Annotated in this window: 11 protein-coding genes; 6 read left to right on the forward strand and 5 right to left on the reverse strand. The window is 62.4% G+C overall.

What is annotated here, in order from left to right:
* Positions 1-14: 14 nt before the first annotated feature.
* From parE to PBDP_RS02915, 5 genes are all read left to right on the forward strand, one after another.
* Positions 15-1919, forward strand: a complete 1905-nt coding sequence (gene parE, locus PBDP_RS02895) for a DNA topoisomerase IV subunit B (RefSeq protein ID WP_212801792.1) — start codon at positions 15-17, stop codon at positions 1917-1919.
* On the forward strand, positions 1919-2905 hold the full coding sequence (locus tag PBDP_RS02900) for an esterase-like activity of phytase family protein (RefSeq protein WP_109752146.1): 987 nt from the start codon (positions 1919-1921) through the stop codon (positions 2903-2905). The genes parE and PBDP_RS02900 overlap by 1 nt, the downstream gene beginning before the upstream one ends.
* Positions 2902-3423: a retropepsin-like aspartic protease family protein gene (locus PBDP_RS02905; protein WP_109752147.1), complete on the forward strand. Its 522-nt coding sequence runs from the start codon at positions 2902-2904 to the stop codon at positions 3421-3423. The genes PBDP_RS02900 and PBDP_RS02905 overlap by 4 nt, the downstream gene beginning before the upstream one ends.
* A 10-nt stretch (positions 3424-3433) precedes the next feature.
* Positions 3434-5698, forward strand: coding sequence for a DNA topoisomerase IV subunit A (gene parC, locus PBDP_RS02910; protein WP_116834037.1), 2265 nt, complete (start codon positions 3434-3436; stop codon positions 5696-5698).
* 179 nt (positions 5699-5877) lie between these two features.
* Positions 5878-6582: a PqiC family protein gene (locus PBDP_RS02915; RefSeq protein ID WP_109752149.1), complete on the forward strand. Its 705-nt coding sequence runs from the start codon at positions 5878-5880 to the stop codon at positions 6580-6582.
* A gap of 236 nt (positions 6583-6818) precedes the next feature.
* Here the strand turns inward: PBDP_RS02915 and PBDP_RS02920 are convergent, their stop codons facing one another.
* The gene (locus PBDP_RS02920) at positions 6819-8336 is read right to left on the reverse strand and encodes an AhpA/YtjB family protein (protein WP_212801793.1); all 1518 of its coding nucleotides are present in this window, start codon (positions 8334-8336) and stop codon (positions 6819-6821) included.
* A 133-nt stretch (positions 8337-8469) separates the two neighbouring features.
* Between PBDP_RS02920 and serB the strand changes: the two genes are divergently transcribed.
* Positions 8470-9684 carry a phosphoserine phosphatase SerB gene (gene serB, locus PBDP_RS02925; RefSeq protein WP_212801794.1) on the forward strand — a complete coding sequence of 405 codons (1215 nt, stop codon included), beginning with the start codon at positions 8470-8472 and terminating at the stop codon, positions 9682-9684.
* Positions 9685-9868: 184 nt separating this feature from the next.
* Here serB and PBDP_RS02930 read toward each other — a convergent pair whose 3' ends face one another.
* From PBDP_RS02930 to PBDP_RS02945, 4 genes are all read right to left on the reverse strand, one after another.
* The gene (locus PBDP_RS02930) at positions 9869-11629 is read right to left on the reverse strand and encodes a cyclic-di-GMP receptor FimW-related protein (protein ID WP_109752152.1); all 1761 of its coding nucleotides are present in this window, start codon (positions 11627-11629) and stop codon (positions 9869-9871) included.
* Positions 11630-11754: 125 nt separating this feature from the next.
* The gene (asd, locus tag PBDP_RS02935; RefSeq protein ID WP_212801795.1) at positions 11755-12615 is read right to left on the reverse strand and encodes an archaetidylserine decarboxylase; all 861 of its coding nucleotides are present in this window, start codon (positions 12613-12615) and stop codon (positions 11755-11757) included.
* A 19-nt stretch (positions 12616-12634) separates the two neighbouring features.
* The gene (locus tag PBDP_RS02940) at positions 12635-13450 is read right to left on the reverse strand and encodes a rhodanese-like domain-containing protein (RefSeq protein ID WP_212801796.1); all 816 of its coding nucleotides are present in this window, start codon (positions 13448-13450) and stop codon (positions 12635-12637) included.
* Between the two features lie 42 nt (positions 13451-13492).
* Positions 13493-15031: an HDOD domain-containing protein gene (locus PBDP_RS02945; RefSeq protein ID WP_116834039.1), complete on the reverse strand. Its 1539-nt coding sequence runs from the start codon at positions 15029-15031 to the stop codon at positions 13493-13495.
* Positions 15032-15078: the final 47 nt, after the last annotated feature.

The following is a 15078-nucleotide window of genomic DNA, read 5'->3' on the forward strand; positions in this document are numbered from 1 at the left end:
GACGACGAGACCCCATGGCCACTCCCAGCGCTAGCTCCTATAACGCAGACGCCATCGAAGTCCTCTCGGGCCTCGACCCGGTGCGCAAGCGCCCCGGCATGTACACCGACACCAGTCGGCCGAACCACCTCGCCCAGGAAGTCATCGACAACAGTGTCGACGAAGCCTTGGCCGGGCATGCGAAGTCGGTGCAGGTCATCCTGCACGCCGATCACTCGCTGGAAGTCAGCGATGACGGTCGCGGCATGCCGGTGGACATTCACCCTGAAGAGGGTGTTTCGGGCGTCGAGCTGATCCTCACCAAGCTCCACGCCGGCGGCAAGTTTTCCAACAAGAACTACCAGTTCTCCGGCGGTCTGCACGGGGTGGGTATTTCTGTGGTCAACGCCTTGTCGACTCAGGTGCGGGTGCGGGTCAAGCGTGATGGCAACGAATACCAGATGACCTTCGCCGACGGCTACAAGGCCACCGAGCTGGAAGTGGTCGGCACCGTCGGCAAGCGCAACACCGGGACCAGCGTGTATTTCGCCCCGGATCCGAAGTATTTCGATTCGCCAAAATTCTCCGTCAGCCGCCTCAAGCACGTGCTCAAGGCCAAGGCCGTGTTGTGCCCGGGGCTGCTGGTCAGTTTCGAGGACAAGGCCACCGGCGAGAAAGTCGAATGGCATTACGAAGACGGTCTGCGCTCTTACCTGGTGGACGCGGTCAGCGGTTTCGAACGCCTGCCCGACGAGCCGTTCTGCGGCAGCCTGGCCGGTAATAAAGAAGCCGTGGACTGGGCGCTGTTGTGGCTGCCTGAAGGTGGCGAAAGCGTCCAGGAAAGCTATGTCAACCTGATCCCCACGGCCCAGGGCGGCACCCATGTCAACGGGTTGCGCCAGGGTTTGCTCGATGCCATGCGCGAGTTCTGCGAGTTCCGCAACCTGCTGCCCCGTGGCGTGAAGCTGGCGCCGGAAGACGTCTGGGAACGCATCGCCTTTGTCCTGTCGATGAAGATGCAGGAACCGCAATTCTCCGGCCAGACCAAGGAACGCCTGTCGTCCCGCGAAGCGGCGGCGTTTGTTTCCGGTGTGGTCAAGGACGCGTTCAGCCTGTGGCTCAACGCCAACCCGGAAACCGGTTTGGCCCTGGCGGAACTGGCGATCAACAACGCCGGCCGGCGCCTCAAGGCGAGCAAGAAGGTCGAGCGCAAGCGCATCACCCAAGGGCCGGCGCTGCCGGGCAAGCTCGCCGATTGCGCCGGGCAGGACCCGATGCGTTCCGAGCTGTTCCTGGTGGAAGGTGACTCCGCCGGTGGTTCGGCCAAGCAGGCGCGGGACAAAGAGTTCCAGGCGATCCTGCCGCTGCGGGGCAAGATCCTCAACACCTGGGAAGTGGACGGCAGCGAAGTGCTGGCCAGCCAGGAAGTGCATAACATTGCGGTGGCCATCGGTGTCGATCCGGGCGCCGAGGACATGAGCCAGCTACGCTACGGCAAGATCTGCATCCTCGCCGACGCCGACTCCGACGGCCTGCACATCGCCACGTTGCTCTGCGCCTTGTTCGTCCAGCATTTTCGCCCACTGGTGGATGCCGGCCACGTCTACGTCGCGATGCCGCCGCTGTATCGGATCGACCTGGGCAAGGAAATCTACTACGCCCTCGACGAGGCCGAGCGCGACGGCATTCTCGACCGCTTGGTGGCCGAGAAGAAACGCGGCAAGCCGCAGGTCACCCGATTCAAAGGCTTGGGCGAAATGAACCCGCCGCAACTGCGCGAAACCACCATGGATCCGAACACCCGTCGTCTGGTGCAGTTGACCCTGGATGATTTCGACGCGACGTCGGAAATGATGGACATGCTGCTGGCGAAGAAGCGCGCCGGTGATCGCAAGTCCTGGCTCGAATCCAAAGGGGACCTGGCCGAGGTGCTGGCCTGATGCGCAACGGTTTCGCCCTGGCGTTATTGCTGTGGGCGGGGGTTGTGGTCGCAGGACCGGCGCCGGAACTGAAGTTGCTGTCCGAGCACGTCGTCGAGGGCATGCGCGGTGGCAATCTGTCCGGGCTGGCCCTGTGCGGCAGTGAAATGTGGACGGTGTCTGATCGCGACGATGATCGGATCTACCGCCTCACACCCTCCGAGGCACCAGTCTGGCCGGCGCAAGTGGTCGATATCGAGGTGCCTGAGGTGCCGGACAGCGGTTTTCCCTGGGGCTTGAAATCCCGCACCTGGGCGGCGTCGTTCCTGCGCGGTGGCGAGCTGGATTTCGAAGGCATCAGCTGCGACAGTGCTGGCAATCGCTATGTGGTCAGTGAGTCCCATGCCGCGGTGTTGCAGGTGCCGCCATCGGGACCTGCGTCGTGGTTGAAAATCGCCCCGACGCTGATCCGCCAGGCCCGTGCCAGTGGCATGTTGCTGCATTTCAATGCCCTGTTCGAAGGCCTGGCGATCAACCCGGCTGGCGATCAATTGTGGCTGGCGGCCGAGCGCGAAAGTCGCGGCCTGTTGCTGATCAAGCGCAAGCAGACGGTGTGGGACTGCGATGGCAATTGTGTATTGCTGAGCGAAGCGGGGCTGGAGATGCAGCCAGCGCAGTTCCCCAAGGCCAAGGCGGTTCCACGTGATTTCGCCGATCTGTCACTGTTCAATGGCAAGCTGTTTACCTTGGAGCGCAACGCCTTTCAGATCTGCCGGCGTGACTCGCAGACCGCCCAAGTGGAGCGCTGCTGGTCGTTCGCCGCCGAGGCGTTGCTGGATAATCGTCGTTACGCGCAGGCCTATGGCCTGGCCGAAGCGCTGGTAGTGGACGCCGAGGGCGCCTGGATCGGCCTGGACAACAACGATGGTGCTCGCGCCGACGGCGAAACGCGGCCGATCATCTGGCGCTTTGCCGCGCCGGACGGTGGTTGGGGCGCCTCGCCATGAGTCAGCAGCCGCCGGGCAAGCGTGCTGGCCGGGTGTTGATGATATTGGCCTGGTGCGCGGCGCTGTTTCTGGCGACGCGGTTTTTTGCCCAATGGGAACAGCGCCAGCAAAACCCCAATACCCAGGTGTACTCGCAAAGAGGTGAAGGTTTTATCGAGGTGAAGCTGGTCGGCAATCAACAGGGGCATTTCGTCGCCAGCGGCCAGATCAACGGTCAGCCGGTGGACTTCATGCTCGACACCGGAGCCACCGACGTGGCGATTCCGATGGAGTTGGCCGAGCGCCTCAAGCTGGAAAAGGGTTTCGGCGTGACCTTGAGCACCGCCAACGGTGTGAGCGAGGGCTACCGTACCCGCGTCGACCGGCTGCAATTGGGCGACATCGTCTTGCGCGATGTCCGTGCCCTGGTGGCGCCAGGCCTGGGTGGCACGCAAGTGCTGCTGGGCATGAGCGCCCTGAACAAACTTGAATTTACCCAGCGCGACGGCACCATGCTGCTGCGCCAGACAACGAACTGATGAGGCCCGCATGAGCGACATTCTTGCAGACAGCTTAGACGGCGTAGAACGCCGATCGCTGGCTGACTTCACCGAAAGTGCCTACCTCAATTACTCCATGTACGTGATCATGGACCGCGCCTTGCCGCACATTGGCGACGGTCTGAAGCCGGTCCAGCGGCGGATCATCTATGCCATGAGTGAGCTGGGGCTGGATGCCGATTCCAAGCACAAGAAATCGGCGCGGACCGTCGGTGACGTGCTCGGTAAGTTCCACCCCCACGGCGACTCGGCCTGCTATGAAGCCATGGTGCTGATGGCCCAGCCGTTCAGCTATCGCTACACGCTGGTGGACGGGCAGGGTAACTGGGGTGCGCCGGACGATCCCAAGTCCTTCGCTGCCATGCGTTACACCGAGGCGCGGCTGTCGCGTTATTCCGAGGTTCTGCTCAGCGAACTGGGCCAAGGTACGGCGGACTGGGGCCCGAACTTTGACGGCACCCTTGAAGAACCCCTCGTATTGCCTGCACGTTTGCCGAATATTCTCCTCAATGGCACCACCGGCATTGCCGTGGGCATGGCCACTGACGTACCTCCCCACAACCTGCGGGAAGTGGCCACGGCCTGCGTGCGTCTGCTGGACGAGCCGAAAGCCACGGTGGAACAACTCTGCGAACACATCCAGGGCCCGGATTACCCGACCGAAGCGGAAATCATCACGCCGCGCGCCGACCTGCTGAAAATCTACGAGACCGGTCGCGGTTCGGTGCGCATGCGCGCCGTGTACCACATCGAAGACGGCGACATCATTGTCACGGCATTGCCGCACCAAGTCTCCGGGGCGAAGGTCTTGGAGCAAATCGCGGCGATGATGCAGGCAAAACCGTCGAAAGCTCCACAAGTCGCCGATTTGCGCGATGAGTCCGACCACGAGAACCCCTGCCGCATCGTGATCATTCCGGTCAACAGCCGGGTCGACCACGACGCGCTGATGCAGCACCTGTTCGCCAGCACTGACCTTGAGTCCAGCTACCGGGTCAACATCAACATCATCGGCCTGGACGGCAAACCGCAGTTGAAGAACCTGCGGGCATTGCTGGTCGAATGGCTGGAGTTCCGGGTCAAGACCGTGCGTCGGCGCCTGCAGTTCCGCCTGGACAAGGTCGAGCGCCGCCTGCATCTGTTGGACGGTTTGCTGATTGCCTACCTGAACCTGGATGAAGTGATCCACATCATCCGCACCGAGGAGCACCCCAAGGCCAGCCTGATCGAGCGCTTTGCCCTGAGCGAAATCCAGGCCGACTACATCCTCGACACCCGCCTGCGGCAATTGGCGCGGTTGGAAGAGATGAAGCTGCGCGCCGAGCAGGATGAACTGCTCAAGGAGCAAGCCAAGTTGCAAGCCTTGTTGGGCAGCGAAGCCAAACTCAAGAAGCTGGTGCGCACTGAACTGCTCAAGGACGCCGAGACTTATGGTGATGATCGTCGTTCGCCAATCGTTGAGCGCGCCGAAGCCAAGGCATTGAGTGAGCACGACCTGCTACCGAACGAGAAAGTGACCGTCGTACTGTCGGAAAAAGGCTGGGTGCGCTCGGCCAAGGGTCATGATATTGACGCTACCGGGCTTTCCTACAAGGCTGGGGACGGTTTCAAGGCGCTGGCGGCCGGGCGTTCCAACCAGTTTGCGGTGTTCGTCGATTCTACCGGGCGCAGTTATTCGGTGCCGGCCCACACCCTGCCATCGGCTCGCGGCCAGGGCGAACCGCTGACCGGTCGTTTAACGCCCCCGCCGGGTGCAACTTTTGAATGCGTGCTGATGCCTGATGATGATGGGCTGTACGTTATTGCATCGGACGCGGGTTATGGGTTCGTGGTCAAGGGTGAAGACCTGCAAGCCAAGAACAAGGCGGGCAAGGCGTTGTTGAGCCTGCCGAACAACGCCAAGGTCATTGCCCCGAGGGCGGTCAGCGATCGAGAGAACAATTGGCTGGCTTCGGTAACGACCGAAGGTCGCTTGCTGGTGTTCAAAATCAGCGACTTGCCTCAGTTGGGTAAAGGCAAGGGCAACAAGATCATCGGTATTTCCGGCGAACGGGTGGCCAGTCGCGAGGAATATGTCACGGATATTGCAGTGTTGCCGGAAGGCGCCACGCTTGTGCTACAGGCTGGAAAACGTACGCTTTCGTTGAAAGCAGACGATCTTGAACATTACAAAGGTGAGCGCGGGCGGCGAGGCAACAAGCTTCCAAGAGGTTTTCAGCGGGTGGATGCACTGCTCGTCGAAAACCTCAATTAGGCGTGCTAGAGGGCTCGGTCTGCGATTAAAAGCCGCAGATCGATGCTTTGGCGCTGGAGTCGCGGCGCATATTCACGGATGATAGGCCCTTTCAAGCGCCGGCGTGGCCGAGCGTTCTTCATAATGACCGAGTATTTTTTCACTGTGGCAAGCCTTGTGGCTGCCACCTGGACGGAACGATGACTGCTCTGCGCCTTCCTATTTTGTGGCTCGCCGGCCTGCTTGGCCTGGCGGGTTGCAGCATGAACCAGCCGGTGTCGCTGTACCAACTGGACAGCGGAACCCCGGCCCAGCCTGCGCAAAGCACAGGCATGGCAGTATTGCTGGGGCCGGTCCTGATCGCCGATTACCTGCAACGCGAAACCTTATTGCAACGCCAACCGGACGGTAGCCTGCAGGCCGCCACCGACGGACGCTGGGCTGGCAGCCTGTCTTCCGACATCGATCAATTGCTGTTGCGTCAGGTCGCCGGGCACCTGGACAGCCAGCGTGTGGTACTGGCGCCTGCGACCCAGGGCTTCACCCCGGATGTGCAGGTGCTGCTGTCGATTACTCGCCTGGACTCGGGTAAAGCGCAACCGGCAGTGCTCGATGCCCAATGGCGGTTGATCGACCGTCGTGGCAAGGTGCGTGAGAACCGCATCGTTCATCTGCAAGAGCAACATGCCGGCACCACCGCCGCGCAGGTCCAGGCTCAAGGCGTGCTCCTGCAACGCCTGGCCGAACAACTGTCTGTATCGCTCAAGCCCCTGGCCAACCAGCCGCCTGTCGCCGAAGTGCCACGCAAGCCCGCTCCAGCCCCAGCCAAGCCGGTGGAAAAGGAAAAGGACAAGATTCCCATGGCCTTGCCGATTCGTACGGACATGGAAGTGTTCAGGTTCTGACGCCAGGCCTGGATGCAAAGCGAAGCCCGCATTGATGCGGGCTTTGTTGTTTCTGCGGGTTGGTTCTTCAGTGTCTGTACCGGCCTCATCGCGAGCAGGCTCGCTCCCACAGGGGAGCTCTGCAAGCCACAGACCCAATGTGGGAGCGAGCCTGCTCGCGATGGCGGCGCTGAAGACAACAAAAAGCCCGCAGACAATCACTCATCTGCGGGCTTCGTTACTTCAAGTACCGGGACTCAGGCCTGGCGCTCATGCATCCGCGCCAGTTGCCGCTCCAGCAACGATGGATAAGGCTCCATCAAGCGCTCCACGCAGCACGCGCCTTCGGGGCTGGCGATGGGGCGGATGCGGGCGCGCTGGCGGATCAGGGCGTCGTCGTTGATCTTGCGTTCCACCAGCAGCAGGTTGCGGCTGTGTTGCGACAACGCCAGGGCGTCCTGGGCGGTTTCGGTCAGCAGCAGGTCGATCTGGCTCAGGCCGAACAGACCATCGCCCAAGGTCAGGCCCAATTGCAGTTGCAAGGTGATGCCGCTGTCGGCGACTTCGATCTGCAACTGGTGGCCCAAGGCGCGCAGCAACTCACCGCAGCAAATGGCGTTGGTCAGGTAGTCGTCGCCGCTGTCTTCGGTGTGGAACAGCATCAGCGTGCTGCCATCGTTCAGGGTGTGCACTTCACCCTGATAAAGCGAGGCGGCCTGGTCGAGGCAGTCGCGGTAGCGTTCGAGTAGTTCCTTCAGGCGGGCCTGGGGCAAGCGGCGCAGTTGGTCCTGGGCGCCCAGTTGTACGGCCAGTACGGCGCTGTGCTGGGGCAGGTTCGAGACAGCAGGCCTGGCGAGCGGTTGAGGTGCGCCATCGACCGATTCGTCACGCAGGTCGGCGAACGCGTCGTCGTCTTCCTCGTCCTCCACTGTACGGACCACATGGCGTGGCGCCGGTTTGGAGGCGGGCATCGGCTGGCTTTCATCAAAGCCTGGGTCGCGCAGGTTACGCACTTCGAAGCCCGGCTCAGTGTCCTCGTCGTCCACGTAGTCGATGTCTTCAGGTTCCGGCAAGGGCTCGGGTTCCGGCGCGAAGCTGGCGTGCAGCTGCCGGGCCAGGTCGCCGATTTCATCCTGGCGCTGGGTGGCAGGGGTGTGTTCGTCGATGTCCCGCAGCCAGACGCGCAATTGCAACAGCGGCGTGGAGATGTGCCGCCCCAGGCGCAGACTCAAGGCCAAAGCCAGGGCCAGCAGTATCGCGCTGAGGATGCCCATGCTTTGCAGGCTGATGGTCATCGGTTGCTGGAACTGGTCCATGTCCAGGCTGATGCGCAGTTGTCCGGCGGTCACGTCCTGGAAGGTGATCTTGCTCTGGTACATGCCGCCGGACTCACCCAGCAGGCCCGGCTTGGGCCGTTGGCCGGCCTCGGCGAGGATGCGGTTGTCCACGCTGTAGATGGCGGCGTGGGCCACCAGTTTGTTCTTGGTCAGGTTGTTGAGCAGAACGTTGAGGCTGAGGATGTCGTTGGACACCAGCAGCTCGGTGGCGGACGTGGCGGTCTGGGTGGTCAGGCTTTCACCCAGGGCATCGGCCTGCTCGTGCATCGCCTGCTTGAATTGCAAACCCATCACGCAGGCATAGATAACCAGGGCCAGAGCGACCAGGATCACGTTATGGCTGGCAATGCGCAATGCAATCGGCACACGACGATGACGCAGTGCACGGAAGATCAGCAGGAAGAAGTTGTCGGTTTTGACTGGCGTGGGCCGGTTCACTGAGCTCGGCTCTTTGTCCGTGAAATTGACGCGCAGTATAGCGACAGCCCCATGACCGGCAAAGCACTGGCGGTGCCCGATGGTCACTGAATGTGGGTAGAATGCGGTTTTTTTCCACCTGCGGGGGTGCGCCTTGCGCGAAATCGTCCTGATAAACATCACTGGCAGCGACCGTCCGGGTCTGACTGCGGCCATTACCGGCGTTCTGGCCCAGGGTGGTGTGAACATTCTCGACATCGGTCAGGCGGTGATCCACGACACGCTGTCGTTCGGCATCCTGGTTGAAATTCCGGACGCCGAACAAGGCAAGTCGGTGCTCAAGGACATCCTGTTCACCGCCTACAAGCTCGACCAACAGGTGCGCTTCACCCCGGTGTCCGAGGACGATTACCGGCATTGGGTGGCCGGCCAGGGCAAGAAGCGCCACATCGTTACCCTGCTGACCCGCAAGGTCACTGCCGAGCAGTTGCAGCGCGTCAGCTCGATCACCGCCAAATATGACCTGAACATCGACCATATCGACCGCTTGTCCGGGCGCATGCCGCTGGACACTCCGGACGACAAGGGCAAGGGTTGCATTGAGTTTTCCGTGCGTGGCGAGCCGGCTGACCCCCAGGCGTTGCGTGCCGAGTTCCTCAGCGTGGCCCAGGAACTGAACGTCGACATCGCCTTCCAGGAAGATTCGCTGTTCCGTCGTAACCGCCGCCTGGCGGTGTTCGACATGGATTCGACGCTGATCGAGGCCGAAGTCATCGATGAACTGGCCAAGGCGGCCGGCGTCGGCGACAAGGTTTCGGCCATCACCGAACGAGCCATGGCCGGCGAGCTGGACTTCCGCGCCAGCTTCAAGGAGCGCCTGGCGCTGCTCAAGGGGCTGGACGTCAGTGTGCTGGATGCCATCGGCGCTTCCCTGCGCCTGACCGAAGGTGCCGAGACCCTGTTCGCTGAACTCAAGCGCCTGGGTTACAAGACCGCCATCCTGTCCGGCGGCTTCACCTACTTCGCCAAGCAATTGCAGGCCAAGCTCGGTATCGACTACGTATTCGCCAACGAATTGGAAGTGGTGGATGGCAAGGTGACCGGCGTGGCCGTGGAGCCGATCGTCGATGCCCAGCGCAAGGCGGACCTGCTGCGAGAGCTGGCTGAAAAGGAAGGCTTGCGCCTGGAGCAGACCATCGCCGTGGGAGACGGCGCCAACGACTTGCCGATGCTGGCGATCGCCGGCCTGGGCGTGGCGTTCCGCGCCAAGCCGCTGGTCAAGCAGTCGGCCAGGCAGGCGATTTCAACCCTGGGGCTGGATGGGGTGTTGTACCTGTTGGGTTTCAGGGATCGTGACGGGCAGCTCTAAGTAACATGCTTTGAGCAATACGCCGACTCTGGGGAGGCACGCACTTTGTGGCGAGGGAGCTTGCTCCCGCTGGCCTGCGCAGCAGGCCCAAGGCGGCCAACCTGACACTCCTCGGTCTCAGGTTTAGGGCCGCTACGCGCCCCAGCGGGAGCAAGCTCCCTCGCCACAGGGGGCTATGCGCTGTTTAGAGCGACTTCCACAACGAATCAAAATTCCCCTCTTGGTCGCCGCCACCCTCAGTCTCGGCTGAGTCTTCCGGGTGATAGGAAAACTGGTTGAAGCTGTGGGTACTGGTCACCCGGCGGTCCAGGCCGGCGCGGCGTTCCTGGCCGTTGGTGTTGATCAGTACACGCTGGCCCTCCTGGAACGGCAGGCGTGGGGCGATCATGGTGGGAGGCAGGTCGATGGCGCTGATCTCGGGCAGTAACAAGCCGCGCAGGTAGTGACCGTGCTCGTTCTCTTCCCGGACCAGTTGCAGCCCACAAGGCTGGGCATGGGGTGCGACCAGTTCGATGCCCATCTGCATGGCGCCGTTGCGCACTTGTCGGATCCAGCGCACCACGGCAACGCTCCAGGCTTGGTCACTGCTGTCTCGAATGCCGATCATTTCACCGGCTTGAAGCTGTTCCGGCACTTCCTTGGGCCAACCGAGGCAATAACCGCCAGGGCTGTGGTTGATGATCGGCAGGTCGTAGGTGGGAAAGTGGTGCTGATTGTCGGAGCTGGTGCCGTCGTCATCGGCCGGGTTGACCGGGTACTCGATTTCTTCATAGGGCAGCAGGTCGCTGTCACCGGCGGGGGCGGCGTCGAAGGCCTGCTTCCAGGCGTCGTTTGTCTTGCTCGGCGAGGCTTCGAAGCGGGCTTTGCGGGTGGTGGGGCTTTTCAGGATTTCGTTGAAAGAGCGCTCGCCGCCGAGGTAGTAGTGCAGCGCACTCATGCCCACGCACAGGGTCAGCGTGCCGTTGCCCTCGGTGCGCTGGAAGCTGCGTTCGGCCGCTTCGCCCCAGGCCGCTTGCAGGTGATGCAAGGTGTCGACGCTCATGCCGCCAGGTACTGGCAGGTTGTTCTCGGCAGGTTGTTCCAGGTGAGTGGCGATTGCACGCACCAGGGGCTGGGGATCGAAGCCCTGCAAGGTCGGCTGCTGTTCGGCTCGGAACTTGGAGCGGTAGCGCGGCCCGACATCCAGCTCCGGCGCGACCGCGAACAGGCTGCTGGCAGCGGTGGCAGGGTCCAGCTTGACCCACTGGCTCCAGGATTCGAGCACTTGGGTCAGTCGCCCGATCTGGCTCTGGCGCAGTTGATTGCTGCGTGACGCGCCCAGCAGCAGGGCGACGACATAGGTTTGCTCGGCGTTCAATTGATGAACCTGGCTGGCCAGGTCATCACTCACGCTCAGGTGCTGCAAGCGGTGCAGGCAAGCGATCCGGTACAGCTGATGCAAATCGAGCCATAGCCCTTCAGGTACTGGGCTGTACAGCTGGCTGGCACGCAGCAGCGGGCCGTTGAGGGCATGTATCGCCCGTTGCAGCGCGGTGCTCAGCAGGCGAGCCCGATCCTTGGTGTATTTCGAGGCGATACGCGCCACGATCTGTTTGTAGCCCATCGCCAGTTGGGTTTGCAGGGCCTGGCACAGGTTGACGATCTTGCGCGAGCGCTCATCCAGCACGATGGCCTGTTGCAGGAAGTGCCGCTCCAGGTGCTTGCAGACGTAATACACCTCGGGCCGCAGCAGCTCGAGCAGTTGCAGTCGATTGTCGCTGGGCGTGAGCAGTTGGTTGAGTTCACCAAGGGCCTGGTACAACAGGCGGGCGGTTTCGCCGATGTTGGCCTTGGGCAGGTTGGCGATCCAGCGCTTGAGGTCCCGTGGCGTGGCATCGCAGAACGACAGGCGTGATTGCGTTGGGGGCTGGACGCGCAATAGCTGGAGAGGGCTGGTCTCATTCATGCCGTGGTCGGGCTCCGGCGGGAAATAAACGTGATGTTTCCAACTCTAGCAGTTGTGGGCGAAAGAGGTGCTCTATCTATGCAGCATGCCCTGTGGGGAGCTCGCTCCCCACAGGGGCCGATGACTCAGGCTTTTGGCAGTGCCAGGCCTTGACCCATCTGCACGGGCGAACCAGCCACCAGTTCCTCGGTCCATTTCACTTGATCCGGACCAAACAGCACGATGGCGGTCGAACCCAGCTTGAAGCGGCCCAGTTCGGCGCCTTTTTCCAGGTGGATCGGCGCACGGGCGACTTCGTCGTAGCGGAAAGTCTTGAGTTCGCGCTTGGGCGGTGTCACCAGGCCGGCCCAGACGGTTTCGATGGACGCCACGATCATCGCGCCCACCAGCACCACGGCCATCGGCCCGCGTTCGGTGTCGAAAATGCACGCCACGCGTTCGTTACGAGCAAACAGTTCTGGAACGTTTTCGGCGGTGGTCTGGTTGACCGAGAAAATTCGTCCTGGGATATAAACCATCTCCCGCAGGGTGCCGGCCAGCGGCATGTGCACGCGGTGGTAGTCCTTGGGGGAAAGATAGATGGTGGCAAAATCGCCGCCCATGAACGGCGCCGCGTTGGCTGCATCGCCGCCCAGTAGCTCCAGTACGCTGAAGCTGTGGCCCTTGGCCTGGAATACCCGGCCGTGCTCGATCGGGCCGAGCTGGCTGACGGCACCGTCGGCGGGGCTGAGGATGGCGCCCGGGGTTGGGTCCAGCGGACGCGCACCGTCTTTCAGGGCGCGGGTGAAGAAGGCGTTGAAGTGCTCGTACGCCGTCAGGTCTTCCACCAGGGCCTGGGACATGTCCACTTGGTAGCGCTTGGCAAACCACGCGGTGAAGGCGTTCTTGAACCAGCGCACGCGGCATTCGGCAATGCAGCCGGCCAGCCGCGACAGCAGGTGGTGGGGCAGCAGGTATTGAGTGAGGATGAACAAACGGTTTTTCATTAACTGTCCTTAAGAACCTTCAAAGCTCGATGGAGGTATCGGGGTGGTTGCCCCATTCACCCCAGGAACCGGCATAGCCTTTGACTCGTGGATAACCGAGCGCCTTGGCCACCAGGTAGGTGAAGCCGGAGCGGTGGTGAGTCTGGCAGTGGGTGATGATTTCTTTGTCGGGCGTGATGCCCAATTGTTCGAGGATTTGCGGCATGTCCTTGCGGATGCGCAGGTTGCGCTCCTGGTCCATGCCAGCAGTCCATTCGAAATTGACCGCGCCGGGAATGTGCCCGCCTCGGGCTGCGACGACTTTCTCGCCGGAATACTCCAGCGGGCCGCGAGCGTCCCAGATGGCCAGGTCGGCAGCGCCGAGACGGCTTTGCAGATACTCGCGGGTAGCGGTGGGAGCATCGTGCAGTGTCAGGCTGACCGGGCCTGCAACCGGTGCAGGGACGTCGACGGACACCGGCAGGCCTTCGGCCAGCCACGACAGCAAGCCGCCGTCGAGGTAGTGGTAGTTCGAGTGACCGATCACGTCCAACAGCCAGATATAACGCCCGGCCCAGCCGCCGCCTTCATCGTCGTAGACCACGTAGACCGCATCCGGGTTATGCCCGAGCTCGCCGAACAGTGCTTCGAGGTCGGCTTTGGCTGGCAGCAGGCCCGGGGCTGGCGGCTGGCCGAGCTGGGTGCGTTTGGGATCGACGAAGCGTGCACCGGGAATATGCCCGGTGCTGTAGCGGGCGGCGCTGGTCAGGTCCACCAGAATCAGTTCGCGGGCGTCGAGGCGCGGTAGCAGTTCGCTCGGCTCGATCACCAGTGGCAAGCCAGAGAAGTCAGGCATGTGAGGTCTCCAGGGGCGCAAAGGGAAAGGATTGTAGCAAGTTCAGCGGCCGCGGTTGGTAAAGGTATGCAGGGCCCGTTCGATGCATTGCACGGTTTTGCCGAAGGCTTGCACGGTCACGTCCGAGAACGGCCCGCCGCCCTGGTCCACCGCCACCAGCATGATGACTCGGCCATTGCAGGTCAGTGAGCGCAACAGCAGGTGCTCACCCCGGAACAGGCTGCGCAGGCCCGGTGGCAGCAGAGCCGAAAACTGCGCATTGTTGTCCGGGTTCAGGCGAACCTGGGCCTGCTGGGCCAGCAACCGCTGCAATATCTTGCTCTGGCTGATGGTAAAACTCATGGCCGCGGCTTCTTTCGGCAGGCCGGCGGTCTGGTGTACGCGCACGCTGGCCTGGCTGCGGTCGGCCATCAGGATCATCACCCGACGCATGCCACAGGCCACCAACACGTCCCGTGCCGAGGTGGTCAAGTGCATGGCATTGCGAAAGGGGCTCGGTTCCACCAACAGTGCGGAGCATTGCTTGCGCCACTGGCTCAGGTCTTCGGCGCTGGGTGGGGCGGGGGGGAGCAATCCGGGGTGGATGCGACGGCTGTCCCAGGGCCAGAGCAACGCCACGGCCGGGTGCCAGAGGTCCGGCATGGCGTCATGACGGGCGCTGGTGACAGCTTGTTGGTGCAGTTGTTGCTGGACCTCATCCATCGGCATCTGCAGATACAAACTGGTGAGGTATTGCCAGCGGACAATGTGGGGGCTGTCCCAGGCCTGTTGCGCTGAAAGTGCCAGGCCGTTGGCCAGCAATACGGTATTGGCCGGTTGATTGAGCCAGCGCCGCAGCGTCGGGTCATCGTCCAGGCGATTCTGTTGGCGCAGTGGGTGTTCGCTGTCCCGGGCGATGCGCAGCACTCTCACCAGCTCGCGGCGTTCATTGAGCAGCAGGCGATAGCCCTGCATCACCCAGATCGGCAAGCGCCAGGTTTCTACCAGTGCCAGGCAGATCTTCAGCAGGCTGACGCCGAACAATTCGCGCTCGACCTTGCTCGCGGGCTCACCTTTATGGACGACCCGCAACTCCCACTCCCCCAGCAACCGCGGGTGAGTCAGTGCCAGGGGCCAGAGCGGCGACAGAAACAACAGGCTGCCCCAGTGTATGTCCTGCCACAGTCGCGCCAGGCGGCTGGCAAAAAAGCCATTGGCCTGTTGCGTGGCGTGCTGGCTGATCAATTGCAGCTGGCGCAAGGCAACGGGGATTTCTTGCCCCGGCAACGACGGCAAGCGAGCGAGCAGTTCCTCGGTGCGCTTGAGGCCGAGACGGTTGATGGCTACTTCGAGATTTTCCGCCGGTTCTGCAAGGCTGCCATGGGTGTGATGGTTGGCCTCGCGGATGACGCTCAGGGCCAGGGCCGGGCTGTCCTGCATCAGTTCGGCGATGTCGCGCAACGAGCGGCGGCTGTCGGCAATGGCCTTGCAGACCAGGTCATGACTGGCCTGGGGCACTGGTAGGTGCACGCCGTCCAGCAGCTTTACCCAGCCTTCGAGCGTGGTCGGTCGCGGCGTTGGAACCTTAGTTTCGTTAGTCATGGCTGGACGTGATCATCGTATGAATTCTCTACGCCCGAAGCGGGCCA

Source organism: Pseudomonas sp. St290 (assembly GCF_018325805.1).
In the GTDB taxonomy this organism is placed as follows: Bacteria; Pseudomonadota; Gammaproteobacteria; order Pseudomonadales; family Pseudomonadaceae; genus Aquipseudomonas; species Aquipseudomonas bijieensis.